The organism is Methylosinus sp. RM1 (genome assembly GCF_011378635.1).
Taxonomy (GTDB): domain Bacteria; phylum Pseudomonadota; class Alphaproteobacteria; order Rhizobiales; family Beijerinckiaceae; genus Methylosinus; species Methylosinus sporium.
The window spans coordinates 15,195-34,926 of sequence record NZ_WOVC01000027.1; the positions used below are offsets into that span (position 1 = coordinate 15,195).

Annotated in this window: 17 protein-coding genes; 8 read left to right on the forward strand and 9 right to left on the reverse strand. The window is 65.5% G+C overall.

The features are described from left to right. Window positions 1–141 precede the first annotated feature (141 nt). The 7 genes from FMZ75_RS16070 to FMZ75_RS16100 form a co-directional block, all read right to left on the reverse strand. Window positions 142–1,086 (reverse strand): electron transfer flavoprotein subunit alpha/FixB family protein, encoded by a 945-nt coding sequence (locus FMZ75_RS16070; protein ID WP_166144163.1) that lies wholly within the window; start codon window positions 1,084–1,086, stop codon window positions 142–144. Next, window positions 1,087–1,833, reverse strand: coding sequence for an electron transfer flavoprotein subunit beta/FixA family protein (locus tag FMZ75_RS16075; protein ID WP_166144166.1), 747 nt, complete (start codon window positions 1,831–1,833; stop codon window positions 1,087–1,089). Window positions 1,834–2,035: 202 nt separating this feature from the next. Continuing rightward, the gene (locus FMZ75_RS16080) at window positions 2,036–2,740 is read right to left on the reverse strand and encodes a rhomboid family intramembrane serine protease (protein ID WP_108915715.1); all 705 of its coding nucleotides are present in this window, start codon (window positions 2,738–2,740) and stop codon (window positions 2,036–2,038) included. A gap of 66 nt (window positions 2,741–2,806) precedes the next feature. Then, complete coding sequence (locus tag FMZ75_RS16085) at window positions 2,807–4,246, reverse strand: lipopolysaccharide biosynthesis protein (protein ID WP_166144168.1); 1,440 nt, start codon at window positions 4,244–4,246, stop codon at window positions 2,807–2,809. Window positions 4,247–4,474: 228 nt separating this feature from the next. After that, entirely contained in the window at window positions 4,475–7,555 is a 3,081-nt protein-coding gene (ileS, locus tag FMZ75_RS16090; RefSeq protein WP_166144170.1) for an isoleucine--tRNA ligase, read from the reverse strand. Between the two features lie 226 nt (window positions 7,556–7,781). Further along, on the reverse strand, window positions 7,782–8,120 hold the full coding sequence (locus FMZ75_RS16095) for a hypothetical protein (protein WP_207783474.1): 339 nt from the start codon (window positions 8,118–8,120) through the stop codon (window positions 7,782–7,784). Between the two features lie 106 nt (window positions 8,121–8,226). Continuing rightward, a complete protein-coding gene (locus FMZ75_RS16100) occupies window positions 8,227–10,470 on the reverse strand; it encodes a lytic transglycosylase domain-containing protein (protein WP_166144172.1) in 2,244 nt (747 codons plus the stop codon). A 328-nt stretch (window positions 10,471–10,798) separates the two neighbouring features. Between FMZ75_RS16100 and dapA the strand changes: the two genes are divergently transcribed. Continuing rightward, entirely contained in the window at window positions 10,799–11,692 is an 894-nt protein-coding gene (dapA, locus tag FMZ75_RS16105) for a 4-hydroxy-tetrahydrodipicolinate synthase (protein WP_166144174.1), read from the forward strand. A 26-nt stretch (window positions 11,693–11,718) separates the two neighbouring features. Continuing rightward, complete coding sequence (gene smpB / locus FMZ75_RS16110) at window positions 11,719–12,195, forward strand: SsrA-binding protein SmpB (protein WP_108915711.1); 477 nt, start codon at window positions 11,719–11,721, stop codon at window positions 12,193–12,195. 5 nt (window positions 12,196–12,200) lie between these two features. Here the strand turns inward: smpB and FMZ75_RS16115 are convergent, their stop codons facing one another. Continuing rightward, window positions 12,201–12,815 carry a uracil-DNA glycosylase gene (locus FMZ75_RS16115; RefSeq protein ID WP_207783472.1) on the reverse strand — a complete coding sequence of 205 codons (615 nt, stop codon included), beginning with the start codon at window positions 12,813–12,815 and terminating at the stop codon, window positions 12,201–12,203. Window positions 12,816–12,879: 64 nt separating this feature from the next. Then, window positions 12,880–13,494 carry an NYN domain-containing protein gene (locus FMZ75_RS16120; RefSeq protein ID WP_108915709.1) on the reverse strand — a complete coding sequence of 205 codons (615 nt, stop codon included), beginning with the start codon at window positions 13,492–13,494 and terminating at the stop codon, window positions 12,880–12,882. Between the two features lie 407 nt (window positions 13,495–13,901). On the opposite strand from FMZ75_RS16120, the gene rpoZ reads away from it, so the two are divergent. The 6 genes from rpoZ (at window position 13,902) to rnc (ending at window position 19,667) form a co-directional block, all read left to right on the forward strand. Beyond that, the gene (rpoZ, locus tag FMZ75_RS16125; protein WP_142861614.1) at window positions 13,902–14,288 is read left to right on the forward strand and encodes a DNA-directed RNA polymerase subunit omega; all 387 of its coding nucleotides are present in this window, start codon (window positions 13,902–13,904) and stop codon (window positions 14,286–14,288) included. Between the two features lie 354 nt (window positions 14,289–14,642). Next, complete coding sequence (locus FMZ75_RS16130; RefSeq protein ID WP_108915707.1) at window positions 14,643–16,853, forward strand: bifunctional (p)ppGpp synthetase/guanosine-3',5'-bis(diphosphate) 3'-pyrophosphohydrolase; 2,211 nt, start codon at window positions 14,643–14,645, stop codon at window positions 16,851–16,853. Between the two features lie 6 nt (window positions 16,854–16,859). Further along, entirely contained in the window at window positions 16,860–17,627 is a 768-nt protein-coding gene (locus FMZ75_RS16135) for a pyridoxine 5'-phosphate synthase (protein WP_142861615.1), read from the forward strand. After that, window positions 17,624–18,019, forward strand: a complete 396-nt coding sequence (gene acpS / locus FMZ75_RS16140) for a holo-ACP synthase (protein ID WP_142861616.1) — start codon at window positions 17,624–17,626, stop codon at window positions 18,017–18,019. Before FMZ75_RS16135 ends, acpS begins: the two co-directional genes overlap by 4 nt. Before the next feature lie 128 nt (window positions 18,020–18,147). Then, complete coding sequence (gene lepB, locus FMZ75_RS16145) at window positions 18,148–18,939, forward strand: signal peptidase I (protein WP_108915704.1); 792 nt, start codon at window positions 18,148–18,150, stop codon at window positions 18,937–18,939. Window positions 18,940–18,965: 26 nt separating this feature from the next. Further along, window positions 18,966–19,667 (forward strand): ribonuclease III, encoded by a 702-nt coding sequence (rnc, locus tag FMZ75_RS16150; RefSeq protein WP_108915824.1) that lies wholly within the window; start codon window positions 18,966–18,968, stop codon window positions 19,665–19,667. The last annotated feature ends 65 nt before the right edge of the window (window positions 19,668–19,732 follow it).

Here is a 19,732-nt window from a genome sequence, read left to right on the forward strand (position 1 = left end):
ACCCTGACCTGGGAGGGCGTCAATCCCGGCGGGCCGCCGGCCCGACCGGGAATCGAGAGCGGCGCCAGATATTTGCGACGTCGCCCCCACCGGCTTCCGCCGCTCGCTGCGCGCGCGAGCGGGAAAAGAGCCCCAACCCCCTCAGCGGCCGGCCTTGGCCAGCTCGGCGTCGAGCTCCTTCAAGGTCGGGAAGAGATCGGCGACGAGGCCATAGTCGGCCACCTGGAAGATCGGCGCCTCCTCGTCCTTGTTGATCGCCACAATGACCTTGGAGTCCTTCATGCCGGCGAGATGCTGGATCGCGCCGGAGATGCCGATGGCGACATAGAGGTCCGGCGCCACCACCTTGCCGGTCTGGCCGACCTGCAGATCATTGGGGGCATAGCCGGCGTCGACCGCCGCGCGCGAGGCGCCGATGGCCGCGCCGAGGCGGGTCGCCACAGGCTCGATATATTCTTTGAAATTCTCCGAGCTCGCGAGACCGCGGCCGCCCGAGACGATGATCTTGGCCGCCGTCAGCTCCGGCCGCTCGGACTTGGCCAGCGCCTCGCTCTTGAAGCTTGACACCGCCGGATCGGAGCCCGCGCCGATCGCCTCGATCGAAGCGGAGCCGCCCTCGCCCGTCGCCGTGAAGGAGGCGGTGCGCACGGTGATGACCTTTTTGGCGTCCTTGGACCGCACGGTCTGAATGGCGTTGCCGGCGTAGATCGGCCGCTCGAACGTGTCGGCGGAGACGACCTTGATGATGTCCGACAGCTGCGCCACGTCGAGCAGAGCGGCGACGCGCGGCAGCACATTCTTCGAGCTGGAGGTCGAAGGCGCGAGAATGGCGTCATAACCGCCGGCGAGGCCGACGATCAGCGCCGCCAGCGGCTCGGCCAGATGGTGGCCATAGGCCGCGCTGTCGGCGACGAGCACTTTCTCGACGCCCGAGAGCTTGGCCGCGGCCTCGGCCGCCGGGCCGACATTCTCGCCCGCGACGAGAATATGGACGCCGCCGCCGATCTGCAGCGCCGCCGTCAGCGCCTTGGCGGTGGAGGGGGCGAGCGCGGACTCTGTGACTTCCGCGACGATGAGCGCCGTCATTTACAGAACTCCCGCAGTCTTGAGCTTTTCCAGCAATTCGGGGACGGAGCCGACCTTTATGCCGGCCTTGCGGGCCGGCGGCTCGGCCGTCTTCAGCACCTCGAGGCGCGGCGTGATGTCGACGCCGTAATCGGCCGGGGTCTTGGCCGCGACCTCTTTCTTCTTCGCCTTGATGATGTTCGGCAGGCTGGCGTAGCGCGGCTCGTTGAGGCGCAGATCCGTCGTCACCACGGCGGGCAGCTTCAGCGTAACCGTCTGCAGGCCGCCATCGACCTCGCGCGTCACATCCACGGAGCCGTCGGCGATCGCCACCTTGGAGGCGAAAGTGCCCTGGCCCCAGCCGAGCAGAGCGGCGAGCATCTGGCCGGTCTGATTGCTGTCGTCGTCGATCGCCTGCTTGCCGAGAATGACGAGGCCGGGAGCCTCCTCGGCGACGATCTTGGCGAGAATCTTGGCGACAGCCAGCGGCTCGACCAGCTCGTCGGTCTTGACGTGAATGCCGCGGTCGGCGCCGATGGCCATGCCGGACCGCAAGGTCTCGTCCGCCTTGGCCGGGCCGATGGTGACGAGCACGACTTCCGTCGCCTTGCCGGCCTCTTTCAGGCGAATGGCCTCCTCGACGGCGATCTCGTCGAAAGGATTCATCGAAAATTTCACATTGGCGACGTCGACGCCCGAACCGTCCGGCTTGACCCTGATCTTCACATTGTAGTCGACCACCCGTTTGACGGGCACGAGAACCTTCATCGCGCAACTCCCGGCGAGATTGACCTTCGTCTCGATTGTTTCGAAAAATCGCGCTCTGTGGCCGAAAGGCCCCGATCGGCTTTTTCGAGCGCCGCGTCGAGAACGAATTAGCGCCGCGCGGCGCGAGGCGCGCGCGGAAAGCTCGGAAGACGCTCTGGTAGCCTCGGCTCGCTGCCCTGTCAAACTCTCGGCGCCGCGCTTTTCATCCCCAGGGCCCCTCGAATCTGCGCGGACCGAACCATTGCACGCCGCGCCGCTTGAACAACGGCGTCAGAACGAGCCCGGCCAATATGCCGCCGATATGCGCCCACCAGCCGACATTGCCCTGATCGTCGGTCAGCGCATTGAAGAGCTGAAAGAGAATCCACGTGCCGACGAACAGCGAGGCCGGCGCATGGATCGGAATGATCCCGGCGACGAGGCCGAAAATGGTCGAACGCGGATAGAGCAGGATGAAGGCGGCGCAAACGCCCGAGATCGCCCCGGAGGCGCCGACGAGCGGCGTGATGGTGAGCGGCGCGCCCACCGCGAACAGCATGGCGGCGGAGACGCCGCACAGAATATAGAAGACGAGATAGCCGGCGGACCCCATGGCGTCCTCGACATTATCGCCGAAGACATAGAGAAAGATCATGTTTCCCGCGAGATGGCCCAGGCCGGAATGGAAAAAGAGGCTGGTCAGCAGCGTCCACTCGGGTCCGGGGGTGACGATCCAGGGAGCGAGCTCGGCGCGGCCGAACAGCACCGCCGGTATGAGGCCGAAGCCGCGCACCACAGTGAGCGGATCGCCGAAGGATTCGCTGAACACGGCGACGAAGACGGCGATGTTGATCGCCATCAGCGTCCAATTGACATAGGGCCGCCGCACATAATGGAGCGGCGCGTCGTCGTGTAGCGGCAGCACCATCTCGACTATTCTCCCCCAGCTGCGCCGCCACTGATTCCGAGCGATGCCGCTTGGCCTCGACCCAATTTATAGCGCGGCCCGAGCTCTGGCCAATATGGGGCCGATGCGGGAGAGCGCGAGGCCGCGCAGCCCGGCTATGTCGAGCGCCAGCACTGCGCCGCAATAGACGAAGCCGCCGACTCCCACCTGCAGCAGCAGAGTGAGAATGCCGGGCTCGAGGCCCGCGAGCGGATGCAGCGCCACAACCATCGCCCCCGTCGCCGCCAGCGCGCCGAACATGTCGCGTCCACGCGGCCATTGCGGCGAGGTGCGCGCCGCGAACAGCACCAGCGCCGCCAGCGCCGCCACATAGGCGAGGCATTGGGCGAGCGCGAGGCTGGAGGCGTCCGCGCCGCGCGGGATGAGAAAGGCGAGGACGAGACCCGAGACCACCGCCACAAAGGCCGCGCCGATGAGCGGCGCGGTCTTCTTCTCGATCTGGAACACCGGATTGACCGCGAATTGAATCAGCCCCATGGCGAAGAGGCCGGGCAGCAGAAGATCGAGATAATGGCCGAACGGCCCGCGAAATTGCGGCGGCACGATCAGCGCCTCGATCGAGGGCATTGTGAGCCAGATGCCGGCGCAGGCGGGCAGCAGAAAGGCCGCGACGATCGTCATATTGCGGGCGATCTGCTCCTTGCCCTTCTCGGCGCCGTGCCGCTCATGGGCGGCGACGGCGATCTGGAACAGCAGCACATCCAGCGCCGAGCCCATGGCGAAAATGGCGCGAATGCCGAGATCATAGGCGAGCGAGAATTGCCCCGTCTCGGCGAAGCCGTAATAGGCGGTGACGAGCGCCCGCGCCGCCAGCGGCACCGATTGGTAGAGCATGTTGGCCGCGACGATGGGCGCGCTATAGGCGATGAGCGTGCGGGCCGTCGCCATGCGCGCGCCGCGCGGCGAGGCGCCGGGGTCCTTCAGCGAGACGCGCGCGGTGAAGACGGCGCCGAGCAGGCTGGCGAGACTGCCGGCGATCGCCATCCCCGCCGAATGGAAGAGGAAGGCGCCGCCGCCAGTGAGGGCCAGCGCTAGAATATTCTTGGCGAGAACGACGCGGCTATAGCTCTTGTCCTCGAAGCGCGCGCGCAGCAGCGCCGTGGAATAGTCGAAGAGTCCGTTGATCGCCGCCGTCGCCAGCGCCAGCGCGATGAGAATGTCGCCGAGCGCAAAAGGCGGCGCGACGAAGAGAAACAGTCCGCCGACGACAATGACCGCCGCCGTGGTCGCGAGATAGGCGAAATCGAGCGTGGCGCGTATGGCCGGCTCGGCCTCGCGCACGCGCGTCGAATAAAAGCGCGTCGCCGAGAGGCGCATCCAATCGAAGGCGCCGGTCTGAATGACGACGCCGATCGCAAAAGCCAGCGCGAAACGGCCATATTCCTCCGGCCCGAGGAATTTCGCCACCAGCAGGCCGATGAGGAAATTGGCGATGGTGTTGGCGAGGAAGGCGGCGAGAACCTTCAATTTGCGACGTCTCCCGAAGGCTCGCGTCTCCTTCTCCCGCTCGGCGGGAGAAGGTGGCCCGGCGAAGCCGGGTCGGATGAGGGTCCCCGAGGCGTCCCGGAATCTTGCAAATCACGGGCTGCGGCGCAGGCCCTCATCCGACCTCGCTTCGCGAGGCCACCTTCTCCCACGAGTGGGAGAAGGAACGCGCACGTAGATCGAGGCTAGCGGCCAGGGACGAAGAAACCCTTACGCCGGCCATTTGCCCGCCGCCGTCAGTTCGCGAAGCGCCTGCGCGTCGCGGGGGGTGACGCCGGGATAATCGGCCTGCGCCGTCGCGGGATCGAAATATTTCCAGGAGCGGGCGCATTTGACGCCCGAAGCCCGCCGCGGAACCACGGCCACGCCCGCGACCTCGGGCAGGCGGAAAGCCTCGGCCGGCCCTTCGCCCGCGTCGATCTTTATGTCCGACACGATGCAGATTTCGGCGAAGTCCACGCCCGTGAGCGTCGCGCGCAGATCGGCGTCCGTCACATGGACGAGCGGCGCCGCCTCCAACGAGGAGCCGATGCGCTTTTGCGCGCGCTCGATCTCCAACGCGCCAGTGACGACGGAACGAATGGCGCGCAGCTTCTCCCATTTCGCGGCCAGCGCCTCGTCGCGCCAGGACGCGGGCAGATCGGCGAAGCTCTCGAGATGCACGGAGACCGCATCGGGATAGCGCGACAGCCAAGCCTCCTCCGCCGTGAAGGCGAGAATGGGCGCGAGCCATGTCGTCACCGCGCGGAACACCTCCTCCACCACGGTCAGCGCCGCCTTGCGCTTCACGCTCGACGGCGGATCGCAATAGAGCGCGTCCTTGCGAATGTCGAAATAGAAAGCCGAGAGATCGCTGGTGAGGAAAGGCGTCAGCAGAGCGACGACCTTTTTGTAATCGAACTCCGCATAGGCCGCAGCGACCTCCTCGCCGAGCTGCGACAGACGATGCAGCACGAGCCGCTCCAGCTCCGGCAGATCGGCATAAGCGATCTTCTCCTGCGCGCGATAATGCGCCAGCGTGCCGAGCATCCAGCGGATGGTGTTGCGCAGCTTGCGGTAATTATCGGTGACGCTTTTGAGGATTTCCGGCCCGATGCGCTGATCGTCGCTGTAATCGACGCTCGCCACCCACAGGCGCAGAATATCGGCGCCGGCGTCGGCGATCACCTTTTGCGGCGCGACGACATTGCCTTTCGACTTCGACATTTTATGGCCGTGCTCGTCGAGCGTGAAGCCATGCGTCAGCACGATGTCGTAAGGCGCGCGGCCGCGCGTGCCGCAGGATTCCAGCAGCGAGGAATGGAACCAGCCGCGATGCTGATCCGAGCCCTCGAGATAGAGCACCTCGTCGGCGCCGCCATCGCGCTTGCGCTTTATGCCGGCGAGGCCGGGGAAATGCGCCGGGTCTTCCAGCGTGAAGGAATGCGTCGAGCCCGAGTCGAACCACACGTCGAGAACATCGTCGATCTTCTCGTAATCTTCAGGGTCGTAGTCGGGCGAAAGGAAGCGCTTCGCCGCGCCTTCCTCATACCAGGCGTCGGCGCCCTCCTTCTCGAAGGCCTCCACGATGCGGGCGTTCACGCGCGCATCGACGAGAATGTCGTGGCCGCCCTTCTTCACGAAGACGGCGATCGGCACGCCCCAGGCGCGCTGGCGCGAGACCACCCAATCCGGCCGATTGGCGATCATGCCGCGAATGCGATTCTCGCCCGCCGCGGGAACCCATTGCGTTCGGGAGATTTCGTCGAGCGCGATGTCACGGAGCGTGGGCGCATTGTCGCCGGGCGCGCCGTCGCCCTTCGCGACAGCGCCGGCGTCCTGCGCGATTTTCTTATCCAGCGCGATGAACCATTGCGGCGTATTGCGGAAGATGACCGGCTTCTTCGAGCGCCACGAATGCGGATATTGATGCTTCAGCCGTCCGCGCGCGACGAGATTTCCCGCCGCGACCAGCGCCTGAATCACCGCCTCATTGGCGTCGCCCTTGTCGCCCTTTTCAGTCAGCACGCGCTTGCCGGGAAAGCCCGGCGCTTCATCGGTATAGAAGCTATCGGCGTCGACCGTATAGGGAATGCGCGCATCGATGCCGCGCTCGGCGAGCATGCGCCCGCTCGCCATCCAAATGTCGAAGTCCTCGCGGCCATGGCCGGGCGCGGTGTGAACGAAGCCGGTACCCGTGTCGTCGGTGACGTGGTCGCCATCGAGGAGAGGGACGTCAAAGTCATAGCCGAGAGCGCTGAGCGGATGCTCGCATCGAACCGTCGAAAGCTCTGCGGCGTCAACCTTGCGCACCCGCTCAAACGCTTCGACTTTGGCAGATTTGAACACGTCTTCCGCGAGCTTGTCGGCCAGCACATAAGTCGCGCCGACCTTCGCCCAATTATTCTCGGGCGCTTGCGTCACGCGATAGAGGCCATAGGCGATCTTGCGCGAATAGGAGATGGCGCGATTGCCCGGCAGCGTCCACGGTGTGGTCGTCCAAATTACAATCGAGGCATTCTTGAGCGTTTGTGTCGATTGTCTCACTAGTGAGCTGGACACATTGCGCCCCCAGGCTGTTGCAGCCTGACCCGCGGCCTTCACTCGAAACGCGACATGCACCGTGTCGCTGACATGGTCCTCATACTCCACCTCCGCTTCCGCGAGCGCGGTCTTCTCGACCACGCTCCACATCACCGGCTTGGAGCCGCGATAGAGCAATCCATTCTCGGCGAATTTCATCAGCTCGCGGGCGATATGCGCCTCGGCGGGGAAATTCATCGTGGCGTAGGGATTGGCCCAATCGCCCGTCACGCCCAGCCGCTTGAACTCCTCGCGCTGCACGGAGAGCCAATGCGCGGCATAGGCGCGGCACTCCTGGCGGAAGGCGACGATCGCTTTGGGATCAGCGAAATCCGGCTTCTTCTTGCCCTTGGAGCGGTAATTCTCCTCCTCGATCTTCCATTCGATCGGCAGGCCGTGGCAGTCCCAGCCGGGGACGTAATTGCTGTCCTTGCCGGCCATCTGCCGGCTGCGGGTGACGAGATCCTTGAGGATCTTGTTCAGCGCATGGCCGATATGGATATTGCCATTGGCGTAGGGCGGCCCGTCATGCAGCACGAATTTCGGCCGTCCCTTGGCCGTCTCGCGCAGCTTGGCGTAGAGGCCGATCTTCTCCCAGCGCGCGAGGATTTCCGGCTCGCGCTGCGGCAGGCCGGCGCGCATGGGGAAATCCGTCTGCGGCAGATAGAGGCTCTTGGAGAAATCGGGGCCTTTGTCGTCTTGGGCCTTGTCTTTGGTCTTCTCGTTCATCTTATCGGAAACCGCTGCGCTCGCGGGCTGCGCCCCGAGCCGGGGCGGCGCGCGAAAGGGAAGGGAAAACAAGCGGAAGGGCGCCGCGAATGGCGCGAGAACCCGGTCGCCGCGCGAGCTTGGATCACGCTCGAGCGCGGGCCGGGCCAATAATTCGTATGCTGCGGCGCAGGACCATGGCCCTATCTACCAGCGCCGGCCCGCTCCGCAAAGCCGGAATCTGGCCTCAGTGGCCGCGGCGGAAGGGATTGCCGCCGGCTCCGGTGAGATAGGCGATCGCCCCGACCACCAGCACGATCGGCAGCAGCACCACAAAAGCGCTGGCGAAGAAGATGAGCCCCATTGCGAGGATCACCGCGCTGGCGAGCGTCAGCAGAGCGGCGCCCACCGGCCCGACCTTGATGACCTTCACGCCGTCGGTCCCGCCGATCCATATGCGCGTGCGCGAGCGGTAGCGAGGACCGCTCTCGCTCTCGGGCGGGAGGATCTCGATCTCGGCGGGCTTGTCGATATCGTGCTTCTGCGACACGGGACGCTCGATTCCTTCATTCTGTTGTGTTTTCATCACGCGAACCTATTCCCACTTCGCTCGAAAACACATTATTCGGCGACCTCGATATAGGGGCTCGCCGCGCCTGCGCCAATGAAAGGAGCAGAGAAATCGGCTCCCCTCAATTCGCCGCCTGCTTGCGCCACAGATCGCCCTGCGGCGCGCGCGTGTTGCGATCGCCGAAGCGGGCGCGATAGACGGTCAGATTCTCGATCACGCGCTGAACATAATTGCGCGTCTCGCTGATCGGAATGCGCTCCACCCAATCGATGGGATCGACCTCGTTCTTGCGCGGATCGCCATAGGCGTCGATCCATTCCTTCACCCTCTTGCCGCCGGCGTTATAGGCGGCGAAGGCGAGGATGTAGGAGCCCTTGTGCTCGTCGAGCAGCATGCCGAGATGCGCCGCGCCGAGCCGCGCGTTGAAGGCCGGCTCGTCGATCATGCGCTTCAGATCGAAGCCGACCCCCGTCTGCTGCGCGGTGTGGCGCGCGGTGGAGGCGATCATCTGCATCAGCCCCATGGCGCCGGCGCTGGAGACGGCCTTGGGATCGAAGGCGCTCTCTTGCCGGGCGATGGCGTAGACGATGGCCCGCGAGGCCGAGCCCGGCAGCGCCGCGAAACTGGGGATGCCGAAAGAAGGGAAGGCGGCGTCGTCTATCGCTATGCCGCGATAGGAGGCGAGCTTGCCGAGGGTGAGGGAGATTTTGGCCTCGCGGCGGCGTTGCGCCACATCGGCCAGCGCCGAGAGCTGCGCCTCGCCGACCAGCGTCTTGGCGGCGTCGGCGGCGAGCTGCGCCGCCATCTCCTTCTCGCCGGCGGCGAAGAGCAGCTCCACTGCGCGCACCGCTTCGTCGCGGGCGTCGCCATGGGCGGGCTCGGGCGTCGGACGCACAGGCGAGTCGAAAGCGCCGAGCCGCGCGCGGGCGAGCTGGCCGTAGAAGGTGGTCGATTGCAGCGCCGCGGTCTCATAGGAGGCGCGCGCCGCCTCGGCCCCGCCGGCGGCCTCACGAGCGCGGGCGAGCCAATAGGCGCCGCGCGACTTTTGGATCGGCGTCTCGGCGATGCGGGCGATCTCCTCGAAATGCCGCTGCGCCTTGGCGGGATCGCTGAGGAATCGCAGCGCGATCCAGCCGGCGTGAAACTCCGCCTCGACGCGATAGGAGAGCGAGCGCGCCGAATGCTGCGCGCAGAGGGCATAGGCCTCGCCGAACTGCCCCAGATCCATGAGCTTGCGCGAGATGAGCCGCCGCTCCACCCACCAGGCGTCGCCATCGACGATGAGGCGCGGATCGCGCGGCGCCGTGCGCAGCAACGCCGCCGCCTCGACGAGCTTCTTTTGATGGCGCAGCATGTGAATGCGCGCGAAAACGATTCCAGGGTCCTTCTGCGCCTCGGCCGGCAGAGCGGAGAAGGTCTTTTCCGAAGCGCTCTCATTGATCGCCAACGCACGGACGCGGGCGAGATCGAGCGCATCCTTGCCGGCATGGGCCGCGACGCGCAGAGCGGGGCCGGTCTTCTCGGCGTAGAGCAGACGATCGGCGCGATATTTATGGTCGGCGACGTCGAGATAATCGCCGAACTCCTTTTTCGCCGTCGTCTCCAGCTGCTCGTTGAAATCGTCCTCGCGCCACATGGGCTTGATGAGCGCCGCGACCTCCAGCGGCTCGCCGCGGCGGGCCATGACGCGGGCGAGCGCCAGCCTTCCGGCCGGCGTCTTGGGCGGACGCTCGGCGAAATAGTCGACGATCAGCCGATCTTGGTGCTTGTCGCCATAGAGCGCCTCCTCGACGCGCTGGCGCAGCCAAGCCGAGGCCGGCCATTCGGGATGCTCGGCGAGGAATTTCGACAGGCGCGCGAAGCCGGCCTCGCGCGGATGCAGCCGCAAGCCGGCCCATTGCGCAGCGGCGCGGGCGAGCGGCGCCTCGACGCTCGCGAGCGCCTGATCGCCGCCGGAAAAATCATTGGCCTTGTAGGCGGCGAGCGCGCTGCCGAAGGCTTCTTGATCCGGGCCGAGAAGAACCGCGGCCTCCGGCGGCTGCGGCGCGCGGGCGTCGAAATCGAGCCCGCCGTCGGCCGGCGCGTAGGAGAGCAGCTTGGAGGCGCCGTCGCCCTCCGGCGGTCGGCGCAGGACGCTCGCCGCGCGCGCGTCGGCCGGAGCGGCCGCGCCCTCGCCGAGAAAATCATGCATCGCCTCGCGCGCAGAATTGCGCGGCGCCCAAGGCTCCGGCGAGGCGGCGGCCTGGGATGGCGGATCGTCACCGCGGCGGTCGGAGCGCTGCATGGCCGGATAAAAGGCCGCCGCCGCGCCCAGGGCGGCCGCTATAAGAACGAGGCGAGCTGCGCCCCTGTGGCGATTCGTCATCGGCCTCACGCTCCGATCACTCGACCTCCGAACACTCGATCCTGGCCAGCCTGCGGCCATTTCGTTGCGGAACTGTCAACTAAATCGATAAGCCGCGGGATTTTCGAATTTTCCGCTCCGCGTCGACCGACCGCTCGAGCTGATCGCCGATTAACGTGAGGAGGGGCCCGCGGACCCTTTTCACCTGAACGCCCAGACGCTATGACAGTCGCAGACTGCCCGAGCGGAACGGCGCCGCACGGGAAAGCCGAAAAATTTCTCCGTACCAGTCCCAATCAGTAAGCGCGGCGAATACGGCGCCCGCGTGGCGCAGCGAAAGCGACGGCAGATGAACGACAAGCCAGTGTTCCGAGGATCCTACACCGCTCTGGTCACGCCTTTCGCCGATGGCGCGGTCGATCACGCAGCCCTGCGCGCGCTCGTCGACTGGCAGATCGAGAGCGGGACGCATGGTCTGGTTCCGGTGGGTACGACGGGCGAGAGCCCGACTTTGAGCCATGAAGAACATCGCGCCGTCGTCGAAACCGTGATCCGCCAGGCCGCCGGCCGCGTCCCGGTCATCGCCGGCGCGGGCTCCAACAATACGCGCGAGGCGATCGAGCTCGCCCGCCATGCGCAGGAAGCCGGCGCCGATGGCGTGCTGGTCGTCACGCCTTATTACAACAAGCCGAATCAGGAAGGCCTCTACCAGCACTTCGCGGCGGTGGCGGACGCGATCTCCATTCCGATCATCGTCTACAACATCCCGCCGCGCTCCGTGGTCGATATCGGCGTCGCCACAATGGCCCGGCTCGCCGAGCTCGAGAACATAGCCGGCGTCAAAGACGCGACCGGCAATGTCGGCCGCATTCTCCAGCAGCGCGCCGCCTGCGGGCCGGACTTCGTGCAGTTCTCCGGCGACGACATTCTCGCTCTGGCGAGCGTCGCCGTGGGCGCGATCGGCGTCATTTCCGTGGTCTCCAATATCGCGCCGAAGCTCTGCGCCGATCTGCAGAATGCGGCGCTTGCCGGCGATTTCAAAACCGCTCTCGCGCTGCAGGACCGCCTGACCGCCCTGCAGCAGGCGGTCTTCCTCGAGGCCGGCGTGACCGGGGCCAAATACGCCCTCTCTCTGCTCGGCCGCGGGAACGAAGAGGTGCGGCTGCCGCTGGTCCCCTCCTCCGAGCCGACGAAAAAGGCCATTCGCGACGCGATGGTCGTCGCCGGCGTGCTGGACGCCTGAGCGGACAGCCGCGGGAAGCGAAACAAGTGGCCGAGAAGGAAAAGCCCAATTTCAAAGTCGTCGCCGACAATCGGCGCGCGCGCTTCGATTATGAGATCGGTGAGACCTTCGAGGCCGGCCTGTCGCTGATGGGCACAGAGGTGAAGTCTTTGCGCACCGGCAAGGCGACCATCGCCGAGAGCTACGCCCATGTCGATCGCAAGGGCGAGGTCTGGCTCGTCAACGCCACTATTCCCGAATATCTCTCCGGCAATCGCTTCAATCACGAGCCCAAAAGGCTGCGCAAGCTGCTGCTGAAGCAGCGCGAGATCGCCAAGCTGGCGCAGGGCGTCGAGCGCGAGGGCATGACCATCGTGCCGATGAAGCTCTATTTCAACGAGCGCGGCCGCGCCAAGCTGCAGATCGCGCTGGGCCGCGGCAAGAAGCTGCACGACAAGCGCGAGGTCGAGAAGAAGCGCGACTGGGGCCGCGAGAAGAGCCGGCTGCTGCGCGACCGCGGCTGAAGGACTCAGCACAATTCGTCCAAAATTCCCCGCGCGCGCGCGAAGATCACGCTGAACATCTGCGGCGTCAGCGCGCCCGTATTGGTGTTGAGACGCGAGCAATGATAGCTGTCGATAAGAATAATCGATCGTTTGCGAGTATTCGCTGTGATCTTATGTTCGCGACCATGGGCGAAAGGAAAATCGGCCGGCTTCAGCGCGAAGGCGCGCAGCACGCCCTCATGCGCCACGCGGCCGAGCGCGACAATGAGCCGCACCCGTTTCAGCCGGCGAAATGTCGCGAATAGAAAGGGTCGACAGGCGGACAGCTCGGAAGGAAGCGGCTTGTTGCCGGGCGGAACGCAACGCAGGACATTGGTGATTCGGCAATCGACGAGCGCGACGCCGTCATCCGCGCGGGCGTCATAGACTCCGCTGCAGAAGCCGAATTCCGCGAGCGTCGCATAGAGGAGACGGCCGGCGTCGTCGCCGGTGAAAGGGCGGCCGGTGCGATTGGCGCCCATGCGCCCCGGCGCGAGGCCGACCACCAGCATTCGCGCGTCCCGCGGCCCGAATTCGGCGACCGGCGCATTATGCCAATCGGGATAGCGCTCCCGCAGCTCGAGCCTGTACGCGACCAAGCGCGGACAGAGCGGGCAATCAGGGCCCGGCTCGTCCGCGCGTGAATCCGATTTTCGAGGCCGATCAGGCGTCGTGATCGTCGTCGGGGGCGCCGCCCGGCGTCACCGGCTGCGGCCGGCGCTCCTGGAAACGCTGCATACGCTCGGCGCGCTCACCCGGATCGCGGCCGATCTTGCCGACGAGATGGATGAGATCGACGAATTCGTCGGCCTGGCGGCGAAGCTCGTCGGCGATCATCGGCGGCTGCGTGGTGATCGTCGAGATCACCGAAACGCGCACGCCTTTGCGCTGCACCGCCTCGACCAGCGAACGGAAATCGCCGTCGCCGGAGAACAGCACCATATGGTCGATGTGCTCGGCCATCTCCATCGCGTCGACGGCGAGCTCTATGTCCATATTGCCCTTCACCTTGCGGCGGCCGAGCGAATCGACGAACTCCTTGGTCGGCTTGGTGACGACGGCGTAGCCGTTGTAGTCGAGCCAATCGATCAGCGGGCGGATCGACGAATATTCCTGATCCTCGATCAGCGCCGTGTAGTAGAAGGCGCGAATCAGCCGGCCCTTGCCCTGGAACTCCCGCAGCAGCCGCTTGTAGTCGATATCGAATCCGAGCGATTTGGCTGTCGCATAGAGGTTGGCGCCATCAATGAATAAGGCAATTCGTTCCGGGTCTGCCATCGTTGTTGGTCTCGCTTATGGGTCCAGTATCGAGGGGCCGCCGCTTGCCGCGCGCGCTGTCGACCCTACTGGCAGCACGCATCTCTACAGTGACGCGACTCTTAAAGTGACGCAAATCCAGCGCTGTCGCTCCCCCCGCCTCACGCTCCTCGAGCGTGCCGCCGCAACTCGCGCCTTTTGCGTACAGGATCGGTCACATTACAGTCACGCCCTTCGTTATGGTCGTAAATCGACCATGTATCGGCGGCCGTCAAGAGGGGAAGGCAAAAATTCCGCAGAGAAATACTACAGCAATAGACATCGGCGACCATAGGAGGAGGAAACCCGGGGCGACGCCACGCATTGCCAGAGCCGAAAAATTAGTGTAGCAGGCCGACCGATCGAACGCTAGAGGAGTCCGAGAAGTCATGGCGCGCGTCACCGTCGAAGACTGCATCGACAAAATCGAGAACCGCTTCGATCTGGTCCTGCTCGCGGCGCATCGCGCGCGGCTGATCTCCTCGGGCCAATCGATCCTGGTCGAGCGCGACAAGGACAAAAACCCTGTCGTCGCGCTTCGCGAAATCGCCGAGACCGCGCTTTCGCCGGACGATCTCAAGGAAGATTTCATCCATTCGTTACAACGCCATGTCGAGGTCGACGAGCCCGAGACCGAGACCGTGCCGTCTCTGGCCACGGCGCCGGATTCCGACGGCGGCGGCGATGCGCAGTTCGACCGTATGACGGAGGAGGATCTTCTCCGCGGCCTCGAGGGTCTCGTGCCTCCGGCCGAGGTCGAGGACGAAGGCGAGTAATCGCCCGCCGAAGGGCGTTTCTCCGATTGCCGGCGATCGAACTCGCACTTTCCGAGGCGCCGCGAGCCCGGCAATGACGTCGCGGGGGCTCCCGAAAAGGCGCTCGGGAGGGGATGAAACCCTAAGTCTTTGCCGGGGAGATGGGGAGGGACGCGCGCCTTTCGGCGTACATCCGATTGCCCCGCCCTCGCCCGCCGAAAACGCTAGGGACTGGCGACGAGCTGTTCTACAATCGAACTCGAATGCGGCCGTCGGCCGGTTTCGGGCGCTCGCGCCGTCTCCCGTCCGATCTTCTCCCGTGAGCTCCGCGACGCCTCCCGACGATCCGCGCAACCCGATCGCCGGTCGACGCCTATGATGCGCCAATACGAGCTCGTCGAGCGAGTTCGAAAATATAATCCGCAGGTCGACGAGGACCTGCTCAATCGCGCCTATGTCTACGCCATGAAGGCGCATGGCCAGCAGACGCGCGCCTCCGGCGACCCTTATTTCTCGCATCCGCTCGAAGTGGCGGCGATCCTCACCGACCTCAAGCTCGACGACGCCACCATCGTCGCCGCCGTGCTGCACGATACGGTGGAGGACACGAGCTCGACGCTCGACGAGATCAACCGTCTGTTCGGCCCGCAGATCGGCAAGCTCGTCGATGGGCTGACCAAGATCGAGAAGCTCGACCTCGTCTCCAAAAAAGCCGCGCAGGGCGAGAATTTCCGCAAGCTTCTGCTCGCCGTCGCCGAGGATGTGCGCGTGCTTCTGGTCAAGCTCGCGGACCGGCTGCACAATATGCGCACGCTGCATTTCGTGCCGCCGGAAAAGCGCGCGCGCATCGCGCAGGAGACGCTGGACATTTATGCGCCGCTCGCCGGCCGCATGGGTATGCAGCGCCTGCGCGAGGAGTTGGAAGGCCTCGCCTTCCGCCATTTGACGCCGGAGGCCTATCAGGCGATCGAATCCCGCCTGCACGATCTGCGCGCCAAAAATGGCCGCATCATCAAAAAGATCGAGAAGGAGCTGACGCAGGAGTTCGCCACGCGCGGAATTCACGCGGCCGTCACCGGGCGGCAGAAGACGCCCTATTCCGTCTGGCGCAAGATGGAGCGCAAGTCGATCGCCTTCGAGCAGCTCTCCGATATTTTCGGATTTCGCATCATCGTCGACGATGTGGAGGATTGCTATCGCGCGCTCGGCATAGTGCACACCAAATGGCCGAGCGTGCCGGGGCGGTTCAAGGATTATATTTCGACGCCCAAGCAGAACGACTATCGCTCCATTCACACCACTGTGATCGGCCCCGGCCATCAGCGCGTCGAGCTGCAGATCCGCACCGCGACCATGCATGAGATCGCCCGCTTCGGCATCGCCGCTCATGCGCTCTACAAGGATTCCTCCAGCGACGAGGGCAAGGAGGAGCTGGCCAAGGAGAGCCGCGCCTTCAAATGGCTGCAGGACACGCTGGAATTGCTCGCCCATGGCGACAGCCCGGAAGAATTCCTCGAGCATACGCGGCTCGAATTGTTTCAGGACCAGGTGTTCTGCTTCACGCCCAAGGGCGGGCTGATCGCGCTGCCGCGCGGCGCGACGCCGATCGATTTCGCCTATGCCGTGCATACGCGCGTCGGCGATTCCGCCGTCGGCGCCAAGATCAACGGACGCATTGCGCCGGTGCTGTCGCAATTGCAGAATGGCGACGAGGTGGAGATCATTCGCGCCGAGAGCCATGTGCCGCCGGCGGCCTGGGAGTCGCTCGTCGTCACCGGCAAGGCGCGCTCCGCCATCCGCCGCGCGACGCGCGAAGCCGTGCGGATGCAATATGCCGGGCTCGGGCGCCAGATCGTCACTCGCGCCTTCGAGCGCGCCGGGCGTCCGGTCTCGGACGAGAAGCTCAAGGCCGCGCTGCCGCGGCTCGCCCGCGCCTCGCTGGAGGACGCTTTCGCCGCCGTCGGCCGCGGCGAGATCTATTCCGGCGATGTGGTGAAATCCGTCTATCCGGATTTCAGCGAGGAGCGCAAACCCGCCCCGCAGATGCGCCTCGAGCCGGGCGAGCCCGGCTGGTTCGGCATGAAGTCCAATGTCAATGTGGTGTTCAAGGCGCCGGGCGCCTCCGATCAGGCCAGCGCCATTCCGATTCGCGGCCTGCGCGGCGACGTTCCGGTGCGCTTCGCGCCCGAGGGCGGCGCCGTGCCGGGCGACCGCATCGTCGGCATACTGACGCCGGGCGAAGGCATCACCATCTATCCCATCCAATCGCCGGCGCTGACCGCCTTCGACGATCAGCCGGACCGCTGGCTCGACGTGCGCTGGGACATCGACCCGGAAAATCGGGAGCTCTTCCCGGCCCGGCTCGTGGTGACGGCGATCAACGAGCCGGGAACGCTGGGCGGGCTGGCGACGCTGATCGGCGAAACGGGAGCCAATATCGACAATGTCGCCTTCGCCATTCATTCTCCCGACTTCCGTGAGATGCGATTCGATCTCGAAGTCGCCGATTTGAAACATTTGAACGACATCATCGCCCGGCTGCGGGCCAGCGCTCTGGTCAGCAAGGTCGAGCGCGTCATCGGGTGAGGAAACATGACTGCTCGCCGCATACGTCTCGGCGTGAATGTCGATCACGTCGCCACCGTTCGCAACGCCCGCGGCGGCCTCTCGCCGGACCCTGTGCGCGCCGCTCTGCTGGCGATCGAGGCCGGCGCCGACGGCATTACAGCGCATTTGCGGGAGGATCGCCGCCATATTCGCGACGCCGACATGGCGCGGCTGAAGGCGGAAATCTCCAAGCCCGAAATCTCAAAGCCGCTCAATTTCGAAATGGCCGCGACCGAGCAGATGCTCGATATCGCGCTCCAGACCAAGCCGCACGCCGTCTGCCTGGTGCCGGAGCGCCGCACCGAGCGCACCACCGAGGGCGGGCTCGACGTCATCGGCGGACATGACCATCTCGTCCCCTTCGTCGACGAGCTGAATCGCGCCGGCATTCGCGTCTCGCTCTTCATCGAGCCGAGCGCGGAGGCGATCGACGCCGCGGCTTCGATCAAGGCGCCGGTCGTCGAGCTGCATACGGGCGCCTGGTGCCATGCGGTGGAGGTGGGGGAGCTCGAGGCGGCCGAGCGCGAGTTCGCCCGCATCGTGGCGGCCGCGGCCCATACGACGGTGCGCGGGCTCGAGTGCCACGCCGGCCATGGGCTGGACTATGCGACGGCGCGGCGCATCGCGGCGCTGCCGCAGATCGTCGAGCTGAACATCGGCCATTTCCTCGTCGGCGAGGCGGTCTTCATCGGCCTCGCCGAATCGATCCGCGCCATGCGCCGGGCGATCGACGAAGGCGCGGGCGCCGCATGATCATCGGCTTCGGCAGCGATCTCTGCGACATTCGCCGCATAGAGCAGGCGCTCGAGCGCTATGGCGAGCGCTTTGTCCGCCGCTGCTTCACCGATGTCGAACGCGAGAAATCGGAAGGACGCGCCGCCCGCGCGGCCTCCTATGCCAAGCGCTTCGCCGCCAAGGAGGCCTGCGCCAAGGCGCTCGGCACCGGCATAAGCGACGGAATTACCTGGAAAACCATGGGGGTGGTCAATCTGCCCTCCGGCAAGCCGACGGTCGAGCTGACCGGCGCCGCCGCCGAGCGTCTGGCCGCGATCGCGCCGCAGGGCGCGCGGATCGTGATTCACCTCACATTGACCGACGAATATCCGCTCGCGCAGGCCCAGGTTCTCATAGAGGCGCTGACGTGATAGACGAGCGATGCGAGCGAGCCTGAAGGCTCGCGGTCCATCGCGCCCCGGACCGCGAGCCTTCAGGCTCGCTCACGAATCGAAACGGACGACCGAAAGCGGCTTCGGCCAAAAGGGAGTGACGCAGTTTGAGCAGGAACGTCTCGGTCGCCGAACGGCGCGACGAAGGTGGATTGCTCGAGACGATCAAGGTGATCGTCCAGGCGCTGGTCATCGCGCTCGTCATTCGCACGCTGCTGTTTCAGCCCTTCAACATTCCCTCGGGCTCGATGATCCCGACATTGCTGATCGGCGATTATGTCTTCGTCTCGAAATACGCCTATGGCTATTCGAACTACTCGCTGCCCTCCGTGCCTTATCTCGATTGGCGGCTCGATCTCTTCTCCGGCCGCGTGCTCGGCTCGCAGCCCAAGCGCGGCGACGTCGTCGTGTTCAAGCTGCCGCGCGACAATGAGACCGATTACATCAAGCGCGTGATCGGTCTGCCCGGCGACCGCGTCCAGATGATCGACGGCCGCCTCTATCTCAACGGCGAGATCGTGCCGCGCGAGGCCAAGCCCCGGGAAAAGCACGAGAGCCGCGACGGCCGCGAGACCGAGGTCCCGACCTATATCGAGACCTTGCCCGGCGGCGTCGCCCATACGATCATCGAGATCGACGGCGATCACGGCTATAAGGACAACACCGAGCTCTTCGTGGTGCCGCCGAACAATTATTTCATGATGGGCGACAATCGCGACAATTCCACCGATTCGCGCTTCGCGCCGGCGGAAGGCGGCGTCGGCTATGTGCCCTTCGAAAATCTGGTGGGCCGCGCCGAGATCATCTTCTTCTCGGTGCAGAAGGACGAATATGCTCTGGCCTTCTGGCGCTGGCCATGGACGGTCAGATGGGATCGCCTGTTCAAGCCGGCGCATTGACGCCGCTCGGCAAAAAGCAGACGCAAATGGGCGCTCGCAGTCGAGAGGACCTCGCCGTCCTCGAGGCGAATGTCGGCCATGGCTTCGCCAATCGCGGCCTGCTGGAACATGCGCTGACCCATGTCAGCGCCTCCGCCGCACGGCCGGAATCCTACGAGCGGCTGGAGTTTCTCGGCGATCGTGTGCTCGGCGTCGTCGTCGCCCATATGCTCTATGAGCATTTCCCGCAGGAGAGCGAAGGGGAATTGTCGCGGCGACTCGCCGATCTCGTGCGCAAGGAATCCTGCGCCGAAGTCGCCGAGCGCTGGGGCGTCGGCCCCTTCATGCGGCTCGGCGACGGCGAGGCGCAGACGGGCGGGCGGAAGAAACGCGCCATATTGGGCGATATGTGCGAGGCGATCATCGGGGCGGTCTATCTCGACGGCGGCCCGCAGGCGGCCGAGGCCGTGGTGCGCGCCGCTTTCGCCGAACGTATGCGCGCGCCGGGGCGCCGGCTGCGCGACGCCAAGACCGCGCTGCAGGAATGGGCGCAGGCCCGACGTCTCGCCACGCCGCGCTATCTGCTGGCCGCGCGCAGCGGGCCGGATCACGCGCCCTTCTTCGAGGTGGCGGTGGAGGTGGAGGGTTTCGAGGCCGCGCGCGGCGCCGGCGCCTCCAAGCGCGCCGCGGAGCAATCCGCCGCCCAAGCCTTTCTCGACCGCGAGGGGATCGAGCGGGAGGACGCGTGAGAAACAGCTCCGCGACCACGAAAACACAATCCCCTCGTCCCGAGGTGCTTTTTGCGGAACGCAAA

Bases quoted from the DNA above. Each gene is read 5' to 3' on its own strand.
- FMZ75_RS16070 (WP_166144163.1), bottom strand. From the start codon at position 1,086: ATGACGGCGCTCATCGTCGCGGAAGTCACAGAGTCCGCGCTCGCCCCC.
- FMZ75_RS16075 (WP_166144166.1), bottom strand. From the start codon at position 1,833: ATGAAGGTTCTCGTGCCCGTCAAACGGGTGGTCGACTACAATGTGAAG.
- FMZ75_RS16080 (WP_108915715.1), bottom strand. From the start codon at position 2,740: ATGGTGCTGCCGCTACACGACGACGCGCCGCTCCATTATGTGCGGCGG.
- ileS (WP_166144170.1), bottom strand. From the start codon at position 7,555: ATGAACGAGAAGACCAAAGACAAGGCCCAAGACGACAAAGGCCCCGAT.
- FMZ75_RS16095 (WP_207783474.1), bottom strand. From the start codon at position 8,120: ATGAAAACACAACAGAATGAAGGAATCGAGCGTCCCGTGTCGCAGAAG.
- FMZ75_RS16100 (WP_166144172.1), bottom strand. From the start codon at position 10,470: ATGACGAATCGCCACAGGGGCGCAGCTCGCCTCGTTCTTATAGCGGCC.
- dapA (WP_166144174.1), top strand. From the start codon at position 10,799: ATGAACGACAAGCCAGTGTTCCGAGGATCCTACACCGCTCTGGTCACG.
- FMZ75_RS16120 (WP_108915709.1), bottom strand. From the start codon at position 13,494: ATGGCAGACCCGGAACGAATTGCCTTATTCATTGATGGCGCCAACCTC.
- rpoZ (WP_142861614.1), top strand. From the start codon at position 13,902: ATGGCGCGCGTCACCGTCGAAGACTGCATCGACAAAATCGAGAACCGC.
- FMZ75_RS16130 (WP_108915707.1), top strand. From the start codon at position 14,643: ATGATGCGCCAATACGAGCTCGTCGAGCGAGTTCGAAAATATAATCCG.
- FMZ75_RS16135 (WP_142861615.1), top strand. From the start codon at position 16,860: ATGACTGCTCGCCGCATACGTCTCGGCGTGAATGTCGATCACGTCGCC.
- acpS (WP_142861616.1), top strand. From the start codon at position 17,624: ATGATCATCGGCTTCGGCAGCGATCTCTGCGACATTCGCCGCATAGAG.
- rnc (WP_108915824.1), top strand. From the start codon at position 18,966: ATGGGCGCTCGCAGTCGAGAGGACCTCGCCGTCCTCGAGGCGAATGTC.